The sequence below is a fragment of the Streptococcus sp. 79 genome (assembly GCF_013277425.1).
GTDB lineage: Bacteria > Bacillota > Bacilli > Lactobacillales > Streptococcaceae > Streptococcus > Streptococcus pseudopneumoniae.
On the sequence record NZ_VMMW01000001.1, the window covers coordinates 22,605 to 44,953 of the forward strand.

The following is a 22,349-nucleotide window of genomic DNA, read 5'->3' on the forward strand; positions in this document are numbered from 1 at the left end:
ACAAAAATTAAAAATAAAAAAGGAGGGATTCATCATGAATACTCTAGTATTTGATACTTCAACATTTATGACACTTAGTCAAGAAGAGTTAATGGAAATTGAAGCAGGAGCCAATTGGGATCGTGTTTTTGGAGGCACCTCAGTTTATTTAGGGGCTACAATGGCTGTATTAATGACAAGTACTCCAATTGGTTGGGGGGCAGCAGCAGCTTATCTTGCTACATGTGCAGCATCAGGAGCTTATGTAGGCTACGGATTGGCAACATGATACTACCATAAAATATAGAATTCGAGGTGAAAACAGTGCGAAATAAGAGTTATTTTATCATTTGCTCTGCAATCGTGATACTCACTAATGTTCTAATGTTTTCTTTATTTAATAACGGCGAAGAGATTGGTTCAAATTTGTTTGTCATAGCAGTTACATTGATTTTATTACCATCGTTCTTATTTTCAGTTGAAAAGCAAGGGACTTATTTTATCAGATTGGAATCATCAGGACTACTCTTAATGACTGCTTTATCTTTAATTCGTTTTGTTAATCGAATTGATAGAACACCTACTATATTAAATTCTTTAATAGTTGTTCTAGCTTTGGGCTGTGGTATTGTCTTGATTAGTGCTTATATTGCAAGAATATATTTAAGCAAGAAGAAGTAAGAATAATTTCAGTTGTCTGTTACATTTATTATCTTTTTGCTTCTAGATTTCATTTTGTCAAGTTCCCTTAGGGCAAGTATGTTTTTCATGCTTGCTTTTTAAATTTTTAACAATTCAAGATGTTTTGATGACTATTTATGATTTGAGTGATTCAAGGTCAAAATGAGTGCTATACTAGCAGTGTAAAGGTTCTTGCTCAACTAATACTCTTCGAAAATCTCTTCAAACCGCGTCAACTTCGCCTTGACGTATATATGTTACTTATTTCGTCAGTTCTATCCACAACCTCAAAACGGTGTTTTGAGCAGCCTGCGGCTAGTTTCCTAGTTTGCTCTTTGATTTCCATTGAGTATAAGATAAAGCGTACATTTAGGAGGAAATTTTATGAAGAAAAAAATACTGATTATTTTCATCTTGTATTTGATCATGTCCATCTTTCTTTATCCGCTTAGAGAGAGTATTTGGTATAATCTATTTTATACCATAACCTATTTGATTGCAGTTAAGATCTATTTTGCTTTAACTAAAAAGAAAGGAGCAAAGAAATGAAAACTTTTCTTGCTAAAAAACGGAATATCTTCCTTGCGAGATTGTTCCTAGGTCAGTTGCCCTTGCTTGTCTCTACTTATCTATTTCTATCTCGTCAGTTTTTAAATTTTTCCTTGGTTTTCCAATTTCTCTTAGTGGTTATTAACTTGGCTTCTATTTTGGTCACTGTTTATCTCACTAGGGAAATGAGGATAAGAGAGTTTGAAGATGATGATTTGGTTAGTCCTAGAACCAATCAACTCATGTTCATCGGCTTGACAGGTTTCATGTCAATTATTTGTTTGTATAGAGGTATCACAGCAGGAGAATTCTACCAACAACTAATCGCTTATATTGGTGCTATTCTATGCTTGATTATTATGCTTTTGCTCATTTGGGGCTTGAAGTATTATAAAAAGTAGAGCTTAATGAAGTATAAAAGAAAAGGGTAAGTGTTTTCGCAATACTTACCCTTTTATAATGAAGTTTTTGCAATTCAAGATGTTTTGATGACAATTCAAGATTTGGATGAAAAATTTTAAAAAACAATGATATACTAAACTTGTCAAAGTTGTAACAGGACAAAAATTAAAAATAAAAAGGAGTATTTGTCATGAATACAAAAATGATGGAACAATTTGAGATTATGGATACTGATATGCTTACTTGCGTTGAAGGTGGCGGATGCAATTGGGGAGATTTTGCCAAAGCAGGTGTTGGAGGAGGAGTAGCACGAGGTCTTCGGCTAGGAATTAAAACAAGAACATGGCAAGGTGCAGCAGCTGGTGCTGCAGGAGGAGCTATACTTGGAGGTGTAGCTTATGCAGCCACATGTTGGTGGTAATTATGGATTTTAAAAGTTTTATTATTGGTTTAGTAGTTGGTATGTTAGGCCCCTATATGGATGATTTAATTAGAAAAATATTTTCAAAATCTCCCAAAAAGAATAAGGATAGTACTTTCTAAAGAATCAATTTCTCCCCTGTATTTGCTAGATTAATTTACAGGGGAGTTTCTTTAATATTATTTCGTCTGTCAAAGTGATATGGGATAGCAGGGTGAAAAGTTTACCAACAAGTCGGTATCAAGACAATATAAAGAGGAAAGTATGTTTTTCATGCTTGCTTTTTTTAATTTTTTTACAATTCAAGATGTTTCGATGACAATTCAAGATTTGGATGAAAAACTTTAACAAATAGTGCTATACTGAAATTGTCAAAGTTGCAACAGGACAAAAATTAAAAATAAAAAAGGAGTATTTGTCATGAATACAAAAATGATGGAACAATTTGAGATTATGGATACTGATGTGCTTGCTTGTATTGAAGGTGGCGGTTGGATAAAATGTGGACTCGGTGTAGTTGGAGGTGCATTGACTGGAGGAGTTGCTGGTGGTGCTGTGGGCACTGTAACGCTACCTATCATTGGTACTGTATCTGGAGCGGCTGCTGGTTTTTGGGGTGGAGGTGCAACGGGTGCTGCTACCTTCTGTTAAAAATCGCTCTTCGTTGATAAGATGGACTGACTTGGAATGGAGTGAATAATTATGGATAAGAAAAAAATAGTTTCGACTATAGTATTGTTAGTATTTCTTATAGTGTCAGTGGCTAATTTTTTTAGAGACTTAAACCCATTACTGTTCATTTTAAATATTATTGGCCTGTCTTGCTTTTCAGTGCTAACATACATTAACATAAAAGAAATGCTCTTAAATATACGTAAATGATGATTTGGTTAGTCCTAGAACCAATCAACTCATGTTCGTCGGCTTGACAGGTTTTATGTCTATTATTTGTTTGTATAGAAGTATCACAGCAGGAAAATTCTACCAACAAATAATCGCCTATATTGGTGATATTCTCTGCTTGATTGTCATGTTTTTACTCATTTGGGGCTTGAAGTATTATAAAAAGTAGAGCTTAATGAAGTATAAAAGAAAAGGGTAAGTGTTTTCGCAATACTTACCCTTTTATAATGAAGTTTTTGCAATTCAAGATGTTTCGATGACCATTTAAGATTTAGATGAATTTGTAATCTTAAATAAGGTAAGATAAAGATAACAAATGTAAAGGAGTATTCTTATGAAGAAACAAAATATAAAATCGCTATTACTTGTACCACTTGTATTTGCATCTATTACTACGGGTGTTGTATATGCAGAAGAACATCCTACTACTTCATCTATCCAGGCGAATGATAGTTCTGTTGTGGCACCAGATTTGCCATCGGCTAAGGAAAAGGTGGAGCATAAACCTTCTGTTGTAACTCCAGAAGAATATGAGAAGAATGTTACGGACTTTAAAAAGATAGATATTGAAGCTGTTCGTCAATCTTTTACAGAGGATCAATTGGAACATACTATTTATTTTGGTAGAAAAACTTGCTCTCATTGTCGTCAATTTTCTCCTGAATTGAAAGAATTTAATAACTTGATTGAAAAGAAGTTAGAGTATTATGATTTGGATGGTAAGGATTTTGATGAGGAAGCGAGAGAGTTTCTATTTAAAAAAGTCGGTATTCCAGGAACACCAACAATTTTGTATTTAAGAAATGGACATCCGACATCTGGATGGGTTGGTGGCGGAGCAACTGCACAACAGGTGTATGATTATATGTACTCGAGAAACTCACCTAAGCAAACGGAGACAGTGAAATCTTCTGAGGAAACAGTAACTGAAAGTGTCCGTGATGAGAATACTAGAAGTGACAGCATGAATATTAGTGATAAAGTTGTAAGTGACAGCAAAGGTATGAGTGATGAAAAAAGAACTGAAATGAAAATATCCAATGTTAATCCCAATTCTAATAGTGAAAATAGTGGGAAAGTGAAGAGTACAAACTCAACTTCTGAAGCTAAAACTACTCAATCTGACAATTTAGCAATGTTAGACAATAAGAATCAATTGGAAACTCCTAAACCTATTTTTGATGTTGCTCAAGAAAATAAAACTCCTTCAACTGATGTTAAGGGGACTGATTATGTAAGCAAATCTATTACTTCGAATGAAAAATTATTACCGAAAACAGGAGAGGAAGAAAGTTACCAACTGCTTCGGCTGGCTGTCGCGTTTTTTATGACTTCTGTAATGATTAAAGTGAAACAAAAAATTCATAAATAAAAATAGATGGTAAACAGGTGCAATGATACTATTTGTTTGTAATAATATATGGCTAACATTTGCCTATAGACAAGAGTGAAAGGGCAAGTATGTTTTTAATGCTTGCTTTTTAAATTTTTTAACAATTCAAGACGTTTCGATGACAATTCAAGATTTGGATGAAAAAAATTAATAAACGATGATATACTAAACTTGTCAAAGTTGCAACAAGACAAAAATTAAAATTAAAATTAAAATTAAAAATAAAAAAGGAGGTATTCCTCATGGAAACAAAAACAACGACTCAATTTGCAGTTATGGATAATGAAATGCTTGCTCGTATAGAGGGTGGGGATGTATCTGATATTTATAGAGGGTACGCTAATCAGGTAAGTCCATTCGGTTCTTACCCTCCTATATTAAAAAATTCAGGTCCTTTTCCAGTAAGTGGTTACTGCCCGCGCGGTTATCATGACCGTGGTTATATAGGAGCGGGTTTTCATTTATGTGGAATATAGGCTGAAATACAAGAAATGAGGAAGAATTTCTATGAAAAAGTATCAACTTCTATTCAAAATAAGTGCAGTCTTCTCTTACTTATTTTTCGTATTTGGTCTTTCTCAGCTGACGCTTATCGTCCAAAATTATTGGCAATTTTCTTCCCAGATTGGCAATTTCGTCTGGATTCAAAATATCTTGAGTTTACTATTTAGCGGAGTCATGATTTGGATTCTGGTTAAGACAGGTCATGGTTATCTCTTTCACATTCCAAGAAAAAAATGGCTTTGGTATTCGATTTTGACAGTATTAGTGCTAGTGCTCCAGATCTCTTTTAACGTTCAGATAGCTAAACATGTTCAGTCAACTGCTGAAGGTTGGGCCGTATTGATCGGTTATAGTGGGACCAACTTTGCTGAGCTAGGTATCTATGTAACCCTGTTTTTCCTGACTCCACTAATGGAAGAGTTGATTTATAGAGGATTACTGCAACACGCCTTTTTTAAGTATTCGAGATTTGGCCTTGATTTGCTTCTTCCGTCAATTTTATTTGCTCTTCCTCATTTTTCAAACTTACCTAGTCTGTTAGATATTTTCGTCTTTGCGACATTTGGCATCATCTTTGCCGGTTTGACCCGCTATACCAAGAGTATTTATCCATCCTATGCGGTGCATGTGATCAATAATATTGTAGCGACCTTCCCGTTTTTGCTGACTTTTCTACATAGGGTCTTGGGGTAAAAAAAGCAAAAGGCTTGCTTTTCAGCCATAGAGGAGGTTATCATGTATAAACGCTTATTTTTCCTAGATTCCAAAACCTTAGACTGGTTGACACCCTATATTCTAGTCTTGGCTTCTGACACCATTGCCTTTAATGTTTTTGTGCTAACCTTTGTATCTGCGGTGGTCTTTAATTTCCTAAACCCCATGCTATCTTTAATGGCTATCTTTTTAGGGGGTGGTTATGTGGTCGGATTTTGGTTACTCAAATGGTTTGTTTTGGAAAGGCTAGAACTAAAGAATAACGCGTAGGAAGTCTGTTTGGTGAGGAGGATAATTTTATGGAGTTTTTTGATAAATTTCATGCCTTGTGCTTTGGATTTTTAGTACTAATAATCGTCATTACAGTTCCTTATACGATTAACCATGGGGACTTTTTTCAAAATGAATTTGCATTGATTCTTGTAAGTCTTCTAGTAACCTCGCTGAGCGTTGCTTATGCTAGAAAGTTTGATATAATTTCTTTTGGGATGTTAAGCAAGAAAGACCTTTTGCTTTTCATTGCAATCTTTCTTCTAAGTGTACTTGAGACGCTGGTTTATATTCATTTCTTCGCTATTTCTTCTGGCGCAGGAGTTCAACACTTGGCGGAAGTCAGCAGAGGAATTTCTCTGTCTTTGATTTTGACTTCCTCAGTTTTTGGCCCCATCCAGGAGGAACTCATTTTCAGAGGACTTCTTCAAGGTGCGGTTTTTGACAATTCTTGGTTAGGGCTTGTGCTAACTTCCTCTCTCTTTTCTTTTATGCATGGTCCTTCTAATGTCCCTTCGTTTATTTTTTATCTACTTGGGGGCTTGTTACTGGGATTTGCTTATAAAAAGAGCCAAAACCTATGGGTTTCTACTCTAGTTCACATGTTTTACAATGCTTGGCCACTCTTATATTATTTATAAAAATCATGAAAGGTAAGCAGAAGACGGTGCTTGCCTTTTTCTTTCTATAATGATACCCAAGCCAATCCAGAGGCTTTTCTTTGAGAATCGGGTGTGGAGCGGTTGACGAATAGGCCAAAAACTAGTAGAATAGTAAGGAAACTTTATACGGAGGAAAGAAATGGATTTGGGTGATAATGAGCTAACACTGACTCCCATACCTGGGAAAAGTGGCAAGGCTTATATGGGTAGCTATCCTGATGGGAAGCGCATCTTTGTAAAAATGAACACCTCTCCAATCCTACCTGGTCTAGCTAGAGAACAAATTGCTCCACAATTATTATGGAGTCGCCGTTTGGCAGATGGGCGTGATATGTGTGCTCAAGAATGGTTGACAGGCAAGATATTGACCCCCTATGATATGAATCGTAAACAAATCGTCAATATTTTAACCCGCCTTCATCGCTCACGTCCTTTGATGACACAGTTGAGTCGTTTGGGCTATGCCATGGAAACACCTGTAGATTTACTACAGTCTTGGCAGGAAACGGCTCCAGATGCTTTGCGTAAAAATCATTTTATCAGTGAAGTGATGGCTGATTTACGTCAGACTATTCCAGGATTTAGAGAGGACTATGCGACCATTGTCCATGGAGATGTACGACATAGTAATTGGATTGAGACAGATAGTGGCTTGATTTATTTGGTAGATTGGGATTCGGTTCGCTTGACCGACCGCATGTTTGATGTGGCCCATATGCTCTGCCATTATATTCCAGAACATCAGTGGAAGGAATGGTTGACCTACTACGGTTACAAGTATAATCAAACGGTATTAAGTAAATTGTATTGGTACGGTCAATTGTCTTATTTGAGCCAGATTTCCAAGTATTATATGAACCAAGATTTAGAAAATGTTAATCGGGAGATTCATGGCTTGCGTCACTTCCGAGACAAGTATGGAAAGAGAAGATGAGAGTTAGAAATCGTAAAGGGGCGACAGAATTACTAGAGGCAAATCCCCAGTATGTGGTCCTCAATCCCTTGGAAGCCAAGGGGAAATGGCGGGACTTGTTTGGCAATGACAATCCCATTCATGTGGAAGTTGGAAGTGGGAAGGGTGCCTTTGTTTCAGGTATGGCAAAGCAGAACCCTGACATCAACTATATCGGGATTGATATTCAAAAGTCTGTTTTAAGCTATGCTTTAGACAAGGTTCTTGAAGTTGGAGTGCCTAACATCAAGCTCTTGTGGGTAGATGGTTCTGACTTGACTGACTACTTTGAAGACGGTGAGATTGATCGCTTGTATCTGAACTTTTCAGATCCATGGCCGAAAAAACGCCATGAAAAGCGTCGTTTGACCTACAAGACCTTCTTGGATACCTTCAAACGTATCTTGCCTGAAAATGGAGAAATTCATTTCAAGACGGATAACCGTGGCTTGTTTGAGTACAGTTTAGTGAGCTTTTCTCAGTATGGCATGAAGCTCAATGGTGTCTGGCTAGACTTACATGCCAGTGATTTTGAAGGCAATGTCATGACAGAATACGAGCAAAAATTCTCCAATAAGGGGCAAGTTATCTACCGAGTTGAGGTAGAATTTTAAGAAATAGCCTGAAATCAGGCTGTATAAGTGCTTTTGCTTTACATAAGTTAGCAAATGTGATATACTAAGAGTAAGAATATGAAAAGTGAGGCGGGGAAATATCTTCGCCTCTTGCTTATGAGGAGGTGGACGCAATCGCAACAATCGTAGAATTAGTCAGAGAAGTTGTAGAACCTGTCATAGAAGCTCCTTTTGAACTCGTGGATATCGAGTATGGAAAGATTGGCAGTGACATGATTCTCAGTATTTTTGTAGATAAACCCGAAGGAATTACCTTGAACGACACGGCAGACTTGACAGAAATTATCAGTCCTGTCCTAGACACCATCAAGCCAGATCCCTTCCCAGAACAATATTTCCTAGAAATTACCAGTCCAGGTTTGGAACGTCCTTTGAAAACCAAGGATGCCGTCGCTGGAGCGGTTGGAAAATACATCCATGTCGGGCTCTACCAAGCCATCGATAAGCAAAAGGTCTTTGAAGGAACCTTGTTGGCCTTCGAAGAGGACGAGTTGACTATGGAATATATGGACAAGACGCGTAAGAAAACCGTCCAAATTCCATACAGTTTAGTATCAAAAGCACGTTTAGCAGTTAAATTATAGAAAAAGAAAGGATAGCTTTTGAGGATTCAAAAGTGAAGAAAACATGAGTAAAGAAATGCTAGAGGCCTTCCGCATTTTGGAAGAAGACAAGGGAATCAAAAAAGAAGACATCATCGACGCAGTAGTAGAGTCGCTTCGTTCCGCTTATCGCAGACGCTATGGTCAGTCAGACAGCGTAGCTATTGACTTCAACGAAAAAACAGGTGACTTTACAGTTTATACTGTCCGTGAAGTTGTTGATGAAGTATTTGATAGCCGTTTGGAAATCAGCTTGAAAGATGCTCTTGCCATTAATTCAGCTTATGAACTTGGAGACAAAATCAAGTTTGAAGAAGCACCAGCTGAGTTTGGTCGTGTAGCAGCCCAATCTGCCAAACAAACCATCATGGAAAAAATGCGCAAGCAAACACGTGCCATCACTTACAATACTTACAAAGAACATGAGCAAGAAATCATGTCTGGTACAGTAGAACGCTTTGACAACCGCTTTATCTATGTCAACCTTGGTAGCATCGAAGCCCAATTGTCAAAACAAGACCAAATTCCTGGAGAAGTTTTTGCTTCTCATGATCGTATCGAAGTTTATGTTTACAAGGTTGAAGACAACCCTCGTGGTGTGAACGTCTTTGTTAGCCGTAGCCATCCAGAAATGATCAAACGTTTGATGGAGCAAGAAATTCCAGAAGTTTATGATGGAACTGTTGAAATCATGAGCGTGGCTCGTGAAGCAGGTGACCGTACGAAGGTTGCTGTTCGTAGCCACAATCCAAACGTGGATGCTATCGGTACAATCGTTGGACGTGGTGGTGCTAATATTAAGAAGATTACTAGCAAATTCCACCCAGCTCGTTACGATGCTAAAAATGACCGCATGGTACCAATCGAAGAAAATATCGATGTTATCGAGTGGGTAGCAGATCCAGCTGAATTTATCTACAATGCCATCGCTCCTGCTGAGGTTGACCAAGTTATCTTTGATGAAAACGACAGCAAACGTGCCTTGGTGGTTGTTCCAGATAACAAGCTTTCTCTTGCCATTGGTCGTCGTGGACAAAACGTGCGCTTGGCGGCTCACTTGACTGGTTACCGTATCGATATCAAGTCTGCTAGCGAATTTGAAGCCATGGAAGAAGCTGGTTCGGTAGATTTGGAAGCAGAAAACGATACTGTAGAAGAATAAAAGCTGCTAGAGGAGGGAAAGATGAAAACAAGAAAAATCCCTTTGCGCAAGTCTGTCGTGTCCAACGAAGTGATTGATAAGCGTGATTTGCTCCGCATTGTCAAGAACAAGGAAGGACAAGTCTTTATTGATCCTACGGGCAAGGCCAATGGCCGCGGCGCTTATATCAAACTAGACAATGCAGAAGCCCTAGAGGCGAAAAAGAAGAAGGTCTTTAACCGCAGCTTTAGCATGGAAGTGGAAGAAAGCTTTTATGACGAGTTGATCGCTTATGTGGATCACAAAGTGAAAAGAAGAGAGTTAGGACTTGAATAAGCAAAAGATAAGTAATCTCTTGGGACTTGCTCAGCGAGCAGGGCGGATTATATCGGGTGAAGAATTGGTGGTCAAGGCCATTCAAGACGGCAAGGCCAAGTTGGTCTTTCTAGCTCATGATGCTGGACCCAATCTGACCAAGAAGATTCAAGATAAAAGTCATTATTATCAAGTGGAAATTGTAACCGTGTTTTCAACACTGGAATTAAGCATAGCAGTCGGGAAATCGAGAAAGGTTTTGGCTGTAACAGATGCTGGATTTACAAAGAAAATGAGGTCTCTTATGGAATAGAAGAGGAGGACATGATTTGTCTAAGAAAAGATTGTACGAAATCGCAAAAGAACTTGGAAAAGAAAGTAAAGAAGTTGTAGCGCGTGCAAAAGAGTTGGGCTTGGATGTGAAAAGCCACTCATCAAGTGTGGAAGAAGCTGTCGCTGCAAAAATTGCTGCCAGCTTTAAGCCTGCAGCTGCTCCGAAAGTAGAAGCAAAACCTGCAGCACCAAAAGTAAGTGCAGAAAAGAAAGCCGAAAAATCTGAGCCAGCTAAACCAGCTGTAGCTAAGGAAGAGGCAAAACCTGCTGAGCCAGTCGCTCCGAAAACAGAAAAAGTAGCAGCTAAACCGCAAAGTCGTAATTTCAAGGCTGAGCGTGAAGCTCGTGCCAAAGAACAGGCAGAACGACGCAAGCAAAATAAGGGCAATAACCGTGACCAACAACAAAACGGAAACCGTCAGAAAAACGACGGTCGCAATGGTGGAAAACAAGGTCAAGGCAACCGCGATAATCGTCGCTTTAATGATCAAGCTAAGAAACAGCAAGGTCAGCAAAATCGAGGAAATGAACGCCGTCAACAAGAGGATAAACGTCCAAATCAAGCGGCTCCACGTGTTGACTTTAAAGCCCGTGCAGCAGCCCTAAAAGCAGAGCAAAATGCTGAATATGCACGTTCAAGTGAGGAACGTTTCAAGCAGTATCAGGCTGCTAAAGAAGCCTTGGCTCAAGCTAACAAACGCAAGGAACCAGAGGAAATCTTTGAAGAAGCGGCTAAGTTAGCTGAACAAGCGCAACAAGCACAGCAAGTTCAAGCAGTGGTTGAAGTCGTCCCTGAGAAAAAAGAACCTGCAGTGGATACACGTCGTAAAAAACAAGCTCGACCAGACAAAAATCGTGACGATTATGATCATGAAGAAGATGGTCCTAGAAAACAACAAAAGAATCGAAGTAGTCAAAATCAAGTGAGAAATCAAAAGAATAGTAACTGGAATAACAACAAAAAGAACAAAAAAGGCAATAACAAGAACAACCGCAATCAGACTCCAAAACCTGTTACAGAGCGTAAATTCCATGAATTGCCAACAGAATTTGAGTATACAGATGGTATGACCGTTGCGGAAATCGCAAAACGTATCAAACGTGAACCAGCTGAAATCGTTAAGAAACTCTTTATGATGGGTGTCATGGCCACACAAAACCAATCCTTGGATGGGGAAACCATCGAACTCCTCATGGTGGATTACGGTATCGAAGCCAAACAAAAGGTTGAAGTGGATAATGCTGACATCGAACGTTTCTTTGTCGAAGATGGTTATCTCAATGAAAATGAATTGGTTGAGCGTCCACCAGTTGTAACTATCATGGGACACGTTGACCACGGTAAAACAACACTCCTAGATACCCTTCGTAATTCTCGTGTTGCGACAGGTGAAGCAGGTGGTATCACTCAGCATATCGGTGCCTACCAAATCGTGGAAAATGGCAAGAAGATTACTTTCCTTGATACACCGGGACACGCGGCCTTTACATCTATGCGTGCGCGTGGTGCTTCTGTTACCGATATTACGATTTTGGTCGTAGCGGCAGATGACGGGGTTATGCCTCAGACTATCGAAGCCATCAACCACTCAAAAGCGGCCAATGTTCCAATCATCGTAGCTATCAACAAGATTGATAAACCAGGTGCTAACCCAGAACGCGTTATCGGTGAATTGGCAGAGCATGGAGTTATGTCAACTGCTTGGGGTGGAGATTCTGAATTTGTTGAAATCTCAGCTAAATTCAACCAAAACATCGAAGAATTGTTGGAAACAGTCCTTCTTGTAGCTGAAATCCAAGAACTCAAGGCAGACCCAACAGTGCGTGCAATCGGTACGGTTATCGAAGCGCGCTTGGATAAAGGAAAAGGTGCGGTCGCAACCCTTCTTGTACAACAAGGTACCTTGAATGTTCAAGACCCAATCGTTGTCGGAAATACCTTCGGTCGTGTCCGTGCTATGACCAACGACCTTGGTCGTCGTGTTAAAGTTGCTGGACCATCAACACCAGTCTCTATCACAGGTTTGAACGAAGCACCGATGGCGGGTGACCACTTTGCCGTTTACGAGGATGAAAAATCTGCGCGTGCAGCAGGTGAAGAGCGTGCCAAACGTGCCCTCATGAAACAACGTCAAGCTACCCAACGTGTTAGCCTTGAAAACCTCTTTGATACCCTTAAAGCTGGGGAACTCAAATCTGTTAATGTTATCATCAAGGCTGATGTACAAGGTTCTGTTGAAGCCCTTTCTGCCTCACTTCAAAAGATTGACGTGGAAGGTGTCAAAGTTACCATCGTTCACTCAGCGGTCGGTGCCATCAACGAATCAGACGTGACCCTTGCCGAAGCTTCAAATGCCTTTATCGTTGGTTTCAACGTACGCCCTACACCACAAGCTCGTCAACAAGCTGAAGCTGACGATGTGGAAATTCGTCTCCACAGCATTATCTATAAGGTTATCGAAGAGATGGAAGAAGCCATGAAAGGGATGCTTGATCCAGAATTCGAAGAAAAAGTTATTGGTGAAGCGGTTATCCGTGAAACCTTCAAGGTGTCTAAAGTGGGAACTATCGGTGGATTTATGGTTATCAACGGTAAGGTTGCCCGTGACTCTAAAGTCCGTGTTATCCGTGATGGTGTCGTTATCTATGATGGTGAACTCGCAAGCTTGAAACACTATAAAGACGACGTTAAGGAAGTTACAAACGGCCGTGAAGGTGGATTGATGATCGACGGCTACAATGATATTAAGATGGATGATGTGATTGAGGCCTATGTCATGGAAGAAATCAAGAGATAATAGAGAAACGATAGCTCATTTGACTCGTCGTCAACAGCGCCTTGATGAACTTCAGTTCTATCTAAGGCTTGTTTCCTAGATTCAAATGGCTCTAGTTCCTCTATCTAATAAAAATAGCTAGGTCTGCTGGCCTAGCTTTTGGTTCAAAGTAGAGAAAGGAATATCATGGCAAATCATTTCCGTACAGATCGTGTGGGCATGGAAATCAAGCGTGAAGTCAATGAGATTTTGCAAAAGAAAGTCCGTGATCCACGTGTCCAAGGTGTGACCATCACAGATGTTCAGATGCTGGGTGACTTGTCTGTTGCCAAGGTTTATTACACCATTTTGAGTAACCTTGCTTCGGATATCCAAAAAGTCCAAATCGGGCTTGAAAAAGCAACTGGTACCATCAAACGTGAACTTGGTCGCAATTTGAAATTGTACAAAATCCCAGATTTGACCTTCGTCAAAGACGAGTCCATCGAGTATGGAAACAAGATTGACGAGATGCTACGCAATCTGGATAAGAACTAAAGAAGAGGGGCAACCCTCTTTTTTGGTGGAGAAAAAGGCAATAAAACATGATGGGGGAATCTTTCTAGACTTATACTCAATGAAAATCAAAGAGCAAACTAGGAAACTAGCCGCAGGCTGTACTGGAGTAGGGCAAGGTGAAGCTGACGTAGTTTGAATTTGATTTTCGAAGAGTATTAAAAATTATTAAAAAGATTTATAAAATTTAGATAGTGTGATATTATGAGATAAAGATACAAGAGAAAGAGGTATTTATATGGCTGAACAAGACTTAGCTATGCAAGTATTGCAACAAGTGGTGAAACTACCTGTTGTTAAGGTTGATCGTTCGAAGTTTTTAGTGGATAAGTTTTCCAAAGAATTAGATTCACAGGACATTCCTACCTTATTAGAACAAGGCCCAACGTCTCTCTTATCTTAAGAAATCTTAGATCGAGTGGCTAATGTCTGTATTAGGGATAATGTTTTATTAGCGAGTGGGACTTCTGTTGTTGCAGGATTACCAGGTGGACTTGCCATGGCAATTACCATACCAGCGAATATAGCTCAATTTTATGCTTTTTCTTTAAAATTAGCTCAAGAACTAGGGTATATTTTATGAGATATGTGAGAAGGAAATATAAAAGAGAATGATGAAATACAAATGTAATAGGTACATATATGTGGTATGCTAGTTATAGTAGATTTTAATTGCTTATATCGAGTGAATTCTCATATTAGTGAGGAATTTTTAAATGGAATTACAATTTAATTTAGAACTAGTAGAAACCTATAAAAGTAATAGTCAGAAGGCACGTATCTTAATGGAGGATTGGGTTTATCGTCAGTCTTATTGCCCTAATTGTGGGAAAAATCCTTTAAATCATTTTGAAAATAATAGACCTGTAGCAGATTTTTACTGTAATCATTGTAGTGAGGAGTTTGAACTAAAGAGCAAAAAAGGAAATTTTTCATCAACAATCAATGATGGTGCTTATGCAACGATGATGGAGCGTGTGCAGGTAGATAATAATTCTAATTTCTTTTTTAACTTATACAAAAAATTTTGAGGTAAATAATTTTCTTGTCCTTCCGAAGCAATTTGTTACACCGAAATCAATTATTCAAAGGAAGCCACTTGCGCCAACTGCTAGACGAGCAGGTTGGATTGGTTGTAACATTGATTTATCACAAGTACTTTCTAAAGGAAGAATATTTTTTGTGAAAAATGGACAAGTTAGAGATCCAGAAAAAGTTACAAAAGAATTTAAGCAAAGTTTATTTTTAAGGAAGAACTCTCTTTCAGTAAGAGGTTGGACAATAGAAATTCTAAATTGTATAGATAAGATAGAGGGTTCAGAATTTACCCTTGAAGATATGTATCGTTTTGAAAGTGACCTAAAAAATATCTTTGTTAAGAACAATCATATCAAAGAAAAGATTAGGCAACAGCTTCAAATATTAAGAGACAAAGAAATAATAGAATTTAAAGGTAGAGGAAAGTATCGGAAATTATGAAAACTTATGTGTAATGGTTTATACTTTATCAGACCCTGATTGTGTGAGGTGGTTGTCTGAAAATATGGAGTTTGGTGATGAGAAACAACTTTTTTTATTGAATAAAAAATATAGCTGGGAATATGGAGATGAATTACCAGAGTGGTTGGAAAGCCCAAAACTATATAGATTATTGCTAATAAGTGAATGATTGGAAAGCAATTTAAAACTGAAAAAGTATACAGTAGAAATTACAGAAACTTTATCACGTTTAGTAAGTATAGAGGCTGAAAATCCAGATGAAGCCGAACGACTTGTAAGAGAAAAGTATAAGAGTTGTGAAATTGTTCTTGATTCAGATGATTTTCAGAACTATGACACTAGCATATATGATTAGATAGATGTTTTTATTTTGTCACACAAAAAAGAGGCTCGCACCTCTTTTTTAGTTTCAGATAAATCAATCAATTTCTTTAATAAACTTAGCAATTTCCTTTACAATCTCAGTAACCAAAGCATTTCCCATAAAAAACATTCTCATTTTATCAGATACCTCTACAATAGAACCATCAGATAATTTCTTTTTAGCTGTCCAATCATCTGGGAAATCCTGAAGTCGTTCAGCTTCAATGGGGGTAATTAATCTATATTTATTGTTTACAAATAATAAATGTGTAGAACGATTAACCGTTCCTTCGGATGTAAGCATTGTTCGTCCAGGAAGGTTTAAATCATCATAAGGGGACATTCCTCCTTCTGAATAGATGTATTGATGTCCGTCAGAGGATGTTCGTTCAATTTTCTTAGGTCCTCTAAGATATTGAAATTTTTCCAATTTTGACTGATCAGTTAAAAAATATTTTTCAGGTACTTCAGACTCATCTTGAAGAATTTCTCCTAGAGTGATAGGATTGCCATTGTAATTAGGTTCTGTATCAATAGAATAGTATTTTCCATGTCTCATAATTCCTGTATTCCAAACAGTACCAGTAAAAGTATCTGAAACTTCAACTATATCATTTGGTAACTCATAAAACACATGACGATTTTTAACTGCTATAGGTTTAATAGGAAATTGTTTTGCAAATAGACCTTGATTGAAAATATAGTCATCATACCTATTATCTTCAAAGATTTCTTCATTTTTTTCGTAAAGATTGTCATTTTTTTGGGCAAAGACTGTATCATTTCGATATACGAAAAAGAATACACGACGTCTTCGTTGGCTTCTTCCATACTCAGCAGCATTAATAACTCTCCACTCTACAGAATATCCAAGGTTATTAAAAGCTGTTAGCATGATTGCAAAATCACGTCCTCTCTGTTTTGAGGGCGCTTTTAAAAGCCTATCCACGTTTTCCAGAATTAAGTATTTGGGTTTAATGATTTCAGTTGCTCTAATGATTTCCCAAAATAAAACTCCTTTTTTTCCTTCAATACCTTTTTCATCTTTCTTGCTACGCGCAACAGAGTAATCTTGGCAAGGAAAACCACCGACAATCATATCGGCATCCATTTTGGAAAATTGTTCGTCTGTTACATCAGAGATACTAATATTGATGTTTTCGCTATTGGGGAAGTGATAATCATAGACCTCAAATGCGTCTTGAGATTTACGAGATGGTTCCCATTGGTTTGCCCATTTTGTTTTAAAGAGTTGCTTATCGGCATTTTCTAATCCTATCCGAAAACCGCCAACTCCAGCAAATAGTTCGAGAACTTTCATCTTTTCTCCTTCATTTTTTTACAGTTTAATCCATTATATACTATTTTCAATGATTGATCAAGTATTAATGTTTGCTTTAGTTTAATTTGATATAATATAAAAGATAGGAGAAGAAAATGGATTAAAACTTATTTAACTATAACGATGAAGATATCGATAGTGTTATTGAATATTCTCACAAACTATTAAATAGAAAATTTTCCGATGTTATGGAGGAGTATAATCGTTCGCTTTATAAATCATATGACGATTATAATGATAGAGTAGTCTCTGAGGTACAAGATAAAGCAATTAGTATGAAGTCAAAAGGGCAGTATGGAAATTATATTGAAAAATATTTCTATGGTTACCAGCCAAATAGTGACTCGGAAGCTGACTTTGAAAAAATAGGTGTAGAGTTAAAAGTTACTCCTTTTAAGATAAACAAAAATGGGACACTTAGTGCAAAAGAACGACTTGTATTAACAATACTAAACTATATGGAGGAAAATTTAGAGGATTTTTACTCCACTCATTTATGGAAAAAATGTGCAAAGATTTTGTTATTGTTTTACAATGGCTTAATTCCTAATCAAACAATGAAGGACTATGTCATTGAAAAAATATTTTTATATGAATGGTTTGAGGAAGATATGGCAGTCATCCTTGAAGACTATCAGAAGATTACAGATAAAATCAAAAATGGAAAGGCACATGAATTATCAGAATCAGATGGAAACTATTTATCAACTTGTACAAAAGGGGCAGGTAAAGGAAAGGATTTAAGACAACAACCTTTTAGTCATGAATTAGCAAAACAAAGAGCTTGGGAATTAAAATCAAGTTATATGACCTATCTGATAAATCATAAAATCTTTAATCAATCAGATCAAGAAAGTGTTCTGGCTAATTTTAGGGGTGAGAAAAAATCATTTACTGAGGTTATTGCAGAGAAGATTCTTTCCTACAAAGGTTTTTCTGAACAAGAGTTATATGATAGATTTGAAGTGAATTCCAAAGCAAAAGGTAAGAATAGTACTCTGATTAGAAAAATTTTAGGCTTAACAGGGGATTTAGATAAGACAAAAGAATTTCAAAAAGCAAACATGAATTTGAGAGTTATTCGAGTAGATAAGAATAATTTACCTAAGGAAGACTCTCCATTTAAAACTTATTGTTTTAAAGAATTAGCAGAAACAGATAGTTGGGAATCATCACATGTTTATAATGAAATTTATAATAAACGATTCCTTTTCGTTATTTTTAAGGAAATTGAACCTAAGCTATTTGTATTAGATTCTATCAAATTTTGGGGATTTCAGGATAGACAATTAGAAGAAATCGAAAGAGTGTGGCAGGAAACTAGACAAATTATTTCTGACGGAGTTAAATTAACTCAAAATGGTAATAAAGTTTCAACTAATTTCCCTCAAAGTAAGATAAATAGAATTCTATTTACGAAATTACATGCTACCAATGCTTACTATGAAATTGAAAAAGGAAAATTTGTTGGGAAAGGCTCATTATCTGATACAGATGAACTTCCAGATGGACGTAGGATTACAAAACACTCCTTTTGGATGCCTAAGAAGTTTATAAAAGAAATATTAGATGGGAATTGGGATTGATAGTATTTATAATCAATTTGTGATAAACAAAAAAAGAGGCTCGCACCTCTTTTTCTTATTGCTTTTTATGATTTAATACAGCATTGAGTACAATGGCGAGTAGGCTAGCTACGACGATTCCGTTTGAGAAGAACATTTGGAAGGCTGTCGGCATGCTGATGAAGAGATTACTATTGTTGAGTCCGACACCTGCAGCGATGGATACAGCTGCGATAAGGAAGTTATGTTCATTGTTAGCAAAGTCAACACGGGCGAGGATTTGCATTCCTTGAATGGATACAAAACCAAACATCACCAGCATGGCACCACCGAGGACAGGGCTCGGAATGATTTGGGCAAGGGCGCCAAACTTAGGAAGGAGTCCAAGGAGAACCAGGAAACCAGCTGCGTAGTAGATTGGCAGGCGAGTCTTGATACCTGACAATTTAACCAAACCAACGTTTTGTGAAAATCCGGTGTAAGGGAAGGTGTTAAAGATTCCTCCGAGAAGTACGGCCAAACCTTCTGCGCGGTAACCGTTGCGAAGTCGCGTGCTGTCGATTGGATCCTTTGTGATATCAGACAAGGCCAGATAAACACCAGTTGACTCAACCATAGAAACCGTTGCGATGATACACATCATGACAATAGATGAGATTTCAAAGGTTGGCATCCCAAAGTAGAGGGGAGTTGGGACATGGACAAGTGGTGCTGCCGCAACAGGCGAGAAGTCAACCAAGCCCATGCTAGCAGCAATGGTAGTTCCAACAACCAGACCAATCAAAATAGAGATAGACTTGATAAATCCTTTGGTAAAGATGTTAATCAAGAGGATAATCAAAACAGTGATAGCTGCAAGCAAGAGACTTTGACCAGTTGGCTCTGGAACGTTATTTCCCATATTTCCAATAGCGACAGGAATCAAGGTTAAACCAATCGTGGTAATAACAGATCCTGTTACGATAGATGGGAAGAGATTGGCCACTTTTGAGAAGATGCCTGAAACAAGAACAACGTAAATCCCTGATGCGATAAGGGCACCAAACATAGCACCACTACCATGGCTTTGCCCAATCATAATCAAGGGAGCGACCGACTGAAAGGCGACTCCAAGAACGACTGGTAGCCCAATACCAAAGTGTTTGTTGAGTTGGAGTTGGAGGAAGGTTGCCACACCACACATGAAGATATCTGTGGAAATCAGGTAGGTCAACTGCTCCGTTGAATAGCCAAGGGCTGTCGCAATCATGATGGGAACCAGGATGGATCCTGAGTACATGGCTAGTAAGTGCTGCAAGCCAAGAACGGCTGCTTGCGAATGTTTTTCTTGAGTTTGCATTAGAGATTTGCCTCCTTAAATACGACTTGACCATTTTCAAAACGATCCAAACGAGCGAGTGATAGAACAGGGTAACCTGCTTTTTCAAGCAAATCACGGCCATCTTGGAAAGATTTTTCAATTACGATACCGATAGCTTCGACTGTGGCTCCAGCCTGTTCGATGATCTGAATCAAGCCTTTAGCAGCTTGGCCGTTAGCAAGGAAATCGTCGATAATCAATACCTTGTCCTCTGGTGAGAGGAATTTTCCAGCGATAGAAACGGTGCTGGTCACCTGTTTGGTAAAGGAGTAGACTTGAGCAGTTAAGATGCCTTCATTCATGGTGATGTTCTTAGCTTTTTTGGCGAAAATCATGGGAACGTTTAAGGCTTCAGCTGTAAAAACGGCTGGGGCAATACCCGACGCTTCAATGGTCACAACCTTAGTAATGCCAGCAGCAGCAAATTTTTCCGCAAAAACCTTACCAATCTCTCGCATCAAGCTAAAGTCAACTTGGTGGGTTAAAAAGGAATCCACCTTGAGGATGTTATCACCCAAGATATGCCCATCCTTGAGGATGCGCTCTTCTAATAATTTCATAAGACCTCCTAAAGTCTAAAAGCCAATCCTTTTGCTTGTTTCAGATTTCTATCCAGTAAAACGGATAGAAAAAGAACCTACTTAATCTCTAAGTAAGTCCCCAAAATAGGCATGGCAAAAACGGCCATATCTCACTGCTGACTTACTTATTGTTAGGTGTTCCGGCACCTTGTAGAAACGTCGTGCCAATTCACGACATAAACAAGTAAAATGATATTCAATTTTAAATAGGCTTGAGCCAATGTTTTTATTTTACACTAAATCACTTTAGAAATCAACTGTTTTGTTAGCGTTTTGGTTTAAAAAACGAACAAATATAATAAAAATGGGGAAAAATCAACTTATTGGCTAACATTTATACTCAATGAAAATCAAAGAGCAAACTAGGAAGCTAGCCGCAGGCTGTACTTGAGTACGGTAAGGCGACGCTGACGTGGTTTGAAGAGATTTTCGAAGAGTATTAGAAGATTTTTTCATCATAAAAGACATATTATCAAGATTTTTCAAGACTTGACAATATGCCTTTCTCTAACTTTAAAGATTTTTTCCCAATCTTTATTATTCTACTCGCTAAATCTTAAAAAATAACCATCAGGATCCAAAATCGCAAATTCATGAGGGTAAATAAAGCTATCTCCCACTCGAAATTCTCTTTTAGTCAAAGGACGATGAATAGGATAGTTAGCTTCCAGCAGTTTTTGGTGGAGCTGAGGAACATCTGTAATGCCAAAGGAAATATTGACACCGCGCCCGAATGGATAGGTCAGCTGAGCTAATTCTTCTGCGCTGCCTTCTTCTAGCATAAGTTGGCAGTCTTCAAGCGAGAGGAAGAGAAATTTCTCCTCTGGACGCTCGTATTCGACAGAGAATCCTAGCAGGTCGCAGTAGAAGTGGCGTGATTTTTCGATGTCAGATACTACAAGTTCAGGAATGACAGCTTGATAGTCCATTCGTTTTCTCCTTAGAGTTCAATCTCCATGACAATGGGTGTATGGTCTTGGCGAGCACCTGAGTCAATCATATCAGATTTAGTGACCTTGTCAGTGATACGGTTACTTGTGAGCCAGTAGTCGATTCTCCAGCCTGTATTGTTGATTTTAGAAGTCTTGCTGCGCTGTGCCCACCAAGTGTAGCGTTCAGGAACATCGCCATGAACATGGCGGAAGGTATCAGTAAATCCAGTTGCCAATAGGTTGGTAAATCCAGCACGTTCCTCGTCAGTAAATCCAGGTGAACTGCGGTTGCTAGCAGGATTTGCAAGGTCAATCTCATTGTGGGCCACGTTGTAGTCACCGGTTGCAAGGACTGGTTTTTCTTTGTCTAGTTCAGCCAAGTATTCAGCATATTTGACATCCCAGACTTGACGTTCTTCCAAGCGTTTGAGACCATCGCCAGCGTTTGGAGTGTAAACTTGGGTCACGAAAAATTTATCAAATTCCAAAGTGATGATGCGGCCTTCCAAGTCCATGGTAGAAGGGGCACCGATTTCTGGGAAAGTGACAGTAGGTGTGAGTTCTTTCTTATAGAGGAACATAGTACCAGCATAGCCTTTGCGGGCAGGTTCTTGAGAAGAGCGCCACGTGTTTTCGTAGCCTGGGAAGAGTTCTTCTAAAATTTCCAAGTGTTTCTTTGTAGGCCCTTTGGCAGAAAGCTTGGTTTCTTGGATAGCGATAATATCAGCATTTTCAGCGACCAAGGTTTGTAGGACTTCTTGGGACAATTTGGCACGAGCTGAATCACTAGTTAGGGCAGCGTTTAGGGAATCAATATTCCATGAGATAAGTTTCATAAAGTTACCTTTTTCATTCAGATTATAGATTTTATTATACCAAAAAAAGGTCTATTTCCCCAACGTATGGTTTGAAAAATCA

26 protein-coding genes, 3 pseudogenes and 1 riboswitch are annotated in these 22,349 nt (G+C 38.3%); of the genes and pseudogenes, 24 read left to right on the forward strand and 5 right to left on the reverse strand.

Annotated elements, in window-relative coordinates; genetic code table 11:
• Positions 1-34 precede the first annotated feature (34 nt).
• The 23 genes and pseudogenes from HT729_RS00110 to HT729_RS11825 form a co-directional block, all read left to right on the forward strand.
• Positions 35-268, forward strand: coding sequence for a bacteriocin-type signal sequence (locus HT729_RS00110; RefSeq protein ID WP_084890719.1), 234 nt, complete (start codon positions 35-37; stop codon positions 266-268).
• Between the two features lie 95 nt (positions 269-363).
• The gene (locus HT729_RS00115; protein WP_191995005.1) at positions 364-660 is read left to right on the forward strand and encodes a hypothetical protein; all 297 of its coding nucleotides are present in this window, start codon (positions 364-366) and stop codon (positions 658-660) included.
• 545 nt (positions 661-1,205) lie between these two features.
• Positions 1,206-1,610 (forward strand): immunity protein, encoded by a 405-nt coding sequence (locus HT729_RS00120; protein ID WP_084861863.1) that lies wholly within the window; start codon positions 1,206-1,208, stop codon positions 1,608-1,610.
• Positions 1,611-1,801: 191 nt separating this feature from the next.
• Positions 1,802-2,032: a bacteriocin class II family protein gene (locus HT729_RS00125; RefSeq protein WP_001093251.1), complete on the forward strand. Its 231-nt coding sequence runs from the start codon at positions 1,802-1,804 to the stop codon at positions 2,030-2,032.
• Between the two features lie 2 nt (positions 2,033-2,034).
• On the forward strand, positions 2,035-2,154 hold the full coding sequence (locus HT729_RS00130) for a PncF family bacteriocin immunity protein (protein WP_007284953.1): 120 nt from the start codon (positions 2,035-2,037) through the stop codon (positions 2,152-2,154).
• Between the two features lie 298 nt (positions 2,155-2,452).
• The gene (locus HT729_RS00135; RefSeq protein ID WP_033679712.1) at positions 2,453-2,683 is read left to right on the forward strand and encodes a Blp family class II bacteriocin; all 231 of its coding nucleotides are present in this window, start codon (positions 2,453-2,455) and stop codon (positions 2,681-2,683) included.
• Positions 2,684-2,918: 235 nt separating this feature from the next.
• Complete coding sequence (locus tag HT729_RS11755; RefSeq protein WP_078156111.1) at positions 2,919-3,104, forward strand: hypothetical protein; 186 nt, start codon at positions 2,919-2,921, stop codon at positions 3,102-3,104.
• A 165-nt stretch (positions 3,105-3,269) separates the two neighbouring features.
• Positions 3,270-4,307: a thioredoxin domain-containing protein gene (locus tag HT729_RS00140; protein ID WP_172926082.1), complete on the forward strand. Its 1,038-nt coding sequence runs from the start codon at positions 3,270-3,272 to the stop codon at positions 4,305-4,307.
• A 263-nt stretch (positions 4,308-4,570) separates the two neighbouring features.
• Positions 4,571-4,804 carry a ComC/BlpC family leader-containing pheromone/bacteriocin gene (locus HT729_RS12530; RefSeq protein ID WP_050222911.1) on the forward strand — a complete coding sequence of 78 codons (234 nt, stop codon included), beginning with the start codon at positions 4,571-4,573 and terminating at the stop codon, positions 4,802-4,804.
• Positions 4,805-4,835: 31 nt separating this feature from the next.
• The gene (locus HT729_RS00150) at positions 4,836-5,525 is read left to right on the forward strand and encodes a CPBP family intramembrane glutamic endopeptidase (RefSeq protein WP_172926081.1); all 690 of its coding nucleotides are present in this window, start codon (positions 4,836-4,838) and stop codon (positions 5,523-5,525) included.
• Positions 5,526-5,567: 42 nt separating this feature from the next.
• Positions 5,568-5,816: an immunity protein BlpZ gene (gene blpZ / locus HT729_RS00155; protein ID WP_000278083.1), complete on the forward strand. Its 249-nt coding sequence runs from the start codon at positions 5,568-5,570 to the stop codon at positions 5,814-5,816.
• A gap of 29 nt (positions 5,817-5,845) precedes the next feature.
• Positions 5,846-6,457 carry a type II CAAX endopeptidase family protein gene (locus HT729_RS00160; protein WP_172926080.1) on the forward strand — a complete coding sequence of 204 codons (612 nt, stop codon included), beginning with the start codon at positions 5,846-5,848 and terminating at the stop codon, positions 6,455-6,457.
• Positions 6,458-6,617: 160 nt separating this feature from the next.
• Positions 6,618-7,412 carry a phosphotransferase family protein gene (locus HT729_RS00165; protein WP_000363006.1) on the forward strand — a complete coding sequence of 265 codons (795 nt, stop codon included), beginning with the start codon at positions 6,618-6,620 and terminating at the stop codon, positions 7,410-7,412.
• The gene (gene trmB / locus HT729_RS00170) at positions 7,409-8,044 is read left to right on the forward strand and encodes a tRNA (guanosine(46)-N7)-methyltransferase TrmB (protein ID WP_001266096.1); all 636 of its coding nucleotides are present in this window, start codon (positions 7,409-7,411) and stop codon (positions 8,042-8,044) included. Before HT729_RS00165 ends, trmB begins: the two co-directional genes overlap by 4 nt.
• Before the next feature lie 125 nt (positions 8,045-8,169).
• Complete coding sequence (rimP, locus tag HT729_RS00175) at positions 8,170-8,649, forward strand: ribosome maturation factor RimP (RefSeq protein WP_001808691.1); 480 nt, start codon at positions 8,170-8,172, stop codon at positions 8,647-8,649.
• A 43-nt stretch (positions 8,650-8,692) separates the two neighbouring features.
• The gene (nusA, locus tag HT729_RS00180) at positions 8,693-9,829 is read left to right on the forward strand and encodes a transcription termination factor NusA (protein ID WP_000032274.1); all 1,137 of its coding nucleotides are present in this window, start codon (positions 8,693-8,695) and stop codon (positions 9,827-9,829) included.
• Positions 9,830-9,850: 21 nt separating this feature from the next.
• On the forward strand, positions 9,851-10,144 hold the full coding sequence (locus tag HT729_RS00185; RefSeq protein WP_000857562.1) for a YlxR family protein: 294 nt from the start codon (positions 9,851-9,853) through the stop codon (positions 10,142-10,144).
• Entirely contained in the window at positions 10,137-10,436 is a 300-nt protein-coding gene (locus HT729_RS00190; protein ID WP_001041390.1) for a YlxQ-related RNA-binding protein, read from the forward strand. Before HT729_RS00185 ends, HT729_RS00190 begins: the two co-directional genes overlap by 8 nt.
• Before the next feature lie 16 nt (positions 10,437-10,452).
• Entirely contained in the window at positions 10,453-13,254 is a 2,802-nt protein-coding gene (gene infB / locus HT729_RS00195) for a translation initiation factor IF-2 (RefSeq protein ID WP_138707128.1), read from the forward strand.
• A 165-nt stretch (positions 13,255-13,419) separates the two neighbouring features.
• Positions 13,420-13,770 (forward strand): 30S ribosome-binding factor RbfA, encoded by a 351-nt coding sequence (gene rbfA / locus HT729_RS00200; RefSeq protein WP_001273597.1) that lies wholly within the window; start codon positions 13,420-13,422, stop codon positions 13,768-13,770.
• A gap of 256 nt (positions 13,771-14,026) precedes the next feature.
• Positions 14,027-14,365, forward strand: a pseudogene (locus HT729_RS11820) (hypothetical protein); the annotation flags it as partial.
• 139 nt (positions 14,366-14,504) lie between these two features.
• Positions 14,505-15,267, forward strand: a pseudogene (locus tag HT729_RS00210) (DpnI domain-containing protein).
• Positions 15,263-15,643: pseudogene (locus HT729_RS11825) on the forward strand (DpnD/PcfM family protein); the annotation flags it as partial. The pseudogenes HT729_RS00210 and HT729_RS11825, both read left to right, overlap by 5 nt.
• Before the next feature lie 63 nt (positions 15,644-15,706).
• On the opposite strand, the gene dcm reads toward HT729_RS11825, so the two are convergent.
• Positions 15,707-16,972 (reverse strand): DNA (cytosine-5-)-methyltransferase, encoded by a 1,266-nt coding sequence (dcm, locus tag HT729_RS00225; protein ID WP_172931545.1) that lies wholly within the window; start codon positions 16,970-16,972, stop codon positions 15,707-15,709.
• A gap of 152 nt (positions 16,973-17,124) precedes the next feature.
• Between dcm and HT729_RS00230 the strand changes: the two genes are divergently transcribed.
• Entirely contained in the window at positions 17,125-18,579 is a 1,455-nt protein-coding gene (locus HT729_RS00230) for a Sau3AI family type II restriction endonuclease (protein ID WP_345890458.1), read from the forward strand.
• Positions 18,580-18,634: 55 nt separating this feature from the next.
• Here the strand turns inward: HT729_RS00230 and HT729_RS00235 are convergent, their stop codons facing one another.
• The 4 genes from HT729_RS00235 to HT729_RS00250 form a co-directional block, all read right to left on the reverse strand.
• Positions 18,635-19,897, reverse strand: coding sequence for a nucleobase:cation symporter-2 family protein (locus tag HT729_RS00235; protein WP_050207412.1), 1,263 nt, complete (start codon positions 19,895-19,897; stop codon positions 18,635-18,637).
• Positions 19,897-20,478, reverse strand: coding sequence for a xanthine phosphoribosyltransferase (locus HT729_RS00240; protein WP_172931546.1), 582 nt, complete (start codon positions 20,476-20,478; stop codon positions 19,897-19,899). Before HT729_RS00240 ends, HT729_RS00235 begins: the two co-directional genes overlap by 1 nt.
• A gap of 129 nt (positions 20,479-20,607) precedes the next feature.
• Positions 20,608-20,703: riboswitch (purine riboswitch) on the reverse strand.
• 338 nt (positions 20,704-21,041) lie between these two features.
• Complete coding sequence (locus tag HT729_RS00245) at positions 21,042-21,428, reverse strand: VOC family protein (RefSeq protein WP_050207413.1); 387 nt, start codon at positions 21,426-21,428, stop codon at positions 21,042-21,044.
• Positions 21,429-21,439: 11 nt separating this feature from the next.
• Positions 21,440-22,267 (reverse strand): exodeoxyribonuclease III, encoded by an 828-nt coding sequence (locus HT729_RS00250; protein WP_172931547.1) that lies wholly within the window; start codon positions 22,265-22,267, stop codon positions 21,440-21,442.
• Positions 22,268-22,349 lie beyond the last annotated feature (82 nt).

What these genes read in the sequence shown, in the direction of transcription:
- HT729_RS00110 (WP_084890719.1), top strand. Translation starts at nt 35, where the DNA reads ATGAATACTCTAGTATTTGATACTTCAACATTTATGACACTTAGTCAA.
- HT729_RS00115 (WP_191995005.1), top strand. Translation starts at nt 364, where the DNA reads ATGTTTTCTTTATTTAATAACGGCGAAGAGATTGGTTCAAATTTGTTT.
- HT729_RS00120 (WP_084861863.1), top strand. Translation starts at nt 1,206, where the DNA reads ATGAAAACTTTTCTTGCTAAAAAACGGAATATCTTCCTTGCGAGATTG.
- HT729_RS00125 (WP_001093251.1), top strand. Translation starts at nt 1,802, where the DNA reads ATGAATACAAAAATGATGGAACAATTTGAGATTATGGATACTGATATG.
- HT729_RS00130 (WP_007284953.1), top strand. Translation starts at nt 2,035, where the DNA reads ATGGATTTTAAAAGTTTTATTATTGGTTTAGTAGTTGGTATGTTAGGC.
- HT729_RS00135 (WP_033679712.1), top strand. Translation starts at nt 2,453, where the DNA reads ATGAATACAAAAATGATGGAACAATTTGAGATTATGGATACTGATGTG.
- HT729_RS00140 (WP_172926082.1), top strand. Translation starts at nt 3,270, where the DNA reads ATGAAGAAACAAAATATAAAATCGCTATTACTTGTACCACTTGTATTT.
- HT729_RS12530 (WP_050222911.1), top strand. Translation starts at nt 4,571, where the DNA reads ATGGAAACAAAAACAACGACTCAATTTGCAGTTATGGATAATGAAATG.
- HT729_RS00150 (WP_172926081.1), top strand. Translation starts at nt 4,836, where the DNA reads ATGAAAAAGTATCAACTTCTATTCAAAATAAGTGCAGTCTTCTCTTAC.
- blpZ (WP_000278083.1), top strand. Translation starts at nt 5,568, where the DNA reads ATGTATAAACGCTTATTTTTCCTAGATTCCAAAACCTTAGACTGGTTG.
- HT729_RS00160 (WP_172926080.1), top strand. Translation starts at nt 5,846, where the DNA reads ATGGAGTTTTTTGATAAATTTCATGCCTTGTGCTTTGGATTTTTAGTA.
- HT729_RS00165 (WP_000363006.1), top strand. Translation starts at nt 6,618, where the DNA reads ATGGATTTGGGTGATAATGAGCTAACACTGACTCCCATACCTGGGAAA.
- trmB (WP_001266096.1), top strand. Translation starts at nt 7,409, where the DNA reads ATGAGAGTTAGAAATCGTAAAGGGGCGACAGAATTACTAGAGGCAAAT.
- nusA (WP_000032274.1), top strand. Translation starts at nt 8,693, where the DNA reads ATGAGTAAAGAAATGCTAGAGGCCTTCCGCATTTTGGAAGAAGACAAG.
- HT729_RS00185 (WP_000857562.1), top strand. Translation starts at nt 9,851, where the DNA reads ATGAAAACAAGAAAAATCCCTTTGCGCAAGTCTGTCGTGTCCAACGAA.
- rbfA (WP_001273597.1), top strand. Translation starts at nt 13,420, where the DNA reads ATGGCAAATCATTTCCGTACAGATCGTGTGGGCATGGAAATCAAGCGT.
- dcm (WP_172931545.1), bottom strand. Translation starts at nt 16,972, where the DNA reads ATGAAAGTTCTCGAACTATTTGCTGGAGTTGGCGGTTTTCGGATAGGA.
- HT729_RS00235 (WP_050207412.1), bottom strand. Translation starts at nt 19,897, where the DNA reads ATGCAAACTCAAGAAAAACATTCGCAAGCAGCCGTTCTTGGCTTGCAG.
- HT729_RS00240 (WP_172931546.1), bottom strand. Translation starts at nt 20,478, where the DNA reads ATGAAATTATTAGAAGAGCGCATCCTCAAGGATGGGCATATCTTGGGT.
- HT729_RS00245 (WP_050207413.1), bottom strand. Translation starts at nt 21,428, where the DNA reads ATGGACTATCAAGCTGTCATTCCTGAACTTGTAGTATCTGACATCGAA.
- HT729_RS00250 (WP_172931547.1), bottom strand. Translation starts at nt 22,267, where the DNA reads ATGAAACTTATCTCATGGAATATTGATTCCCTAAACGCTGCCCTAACT.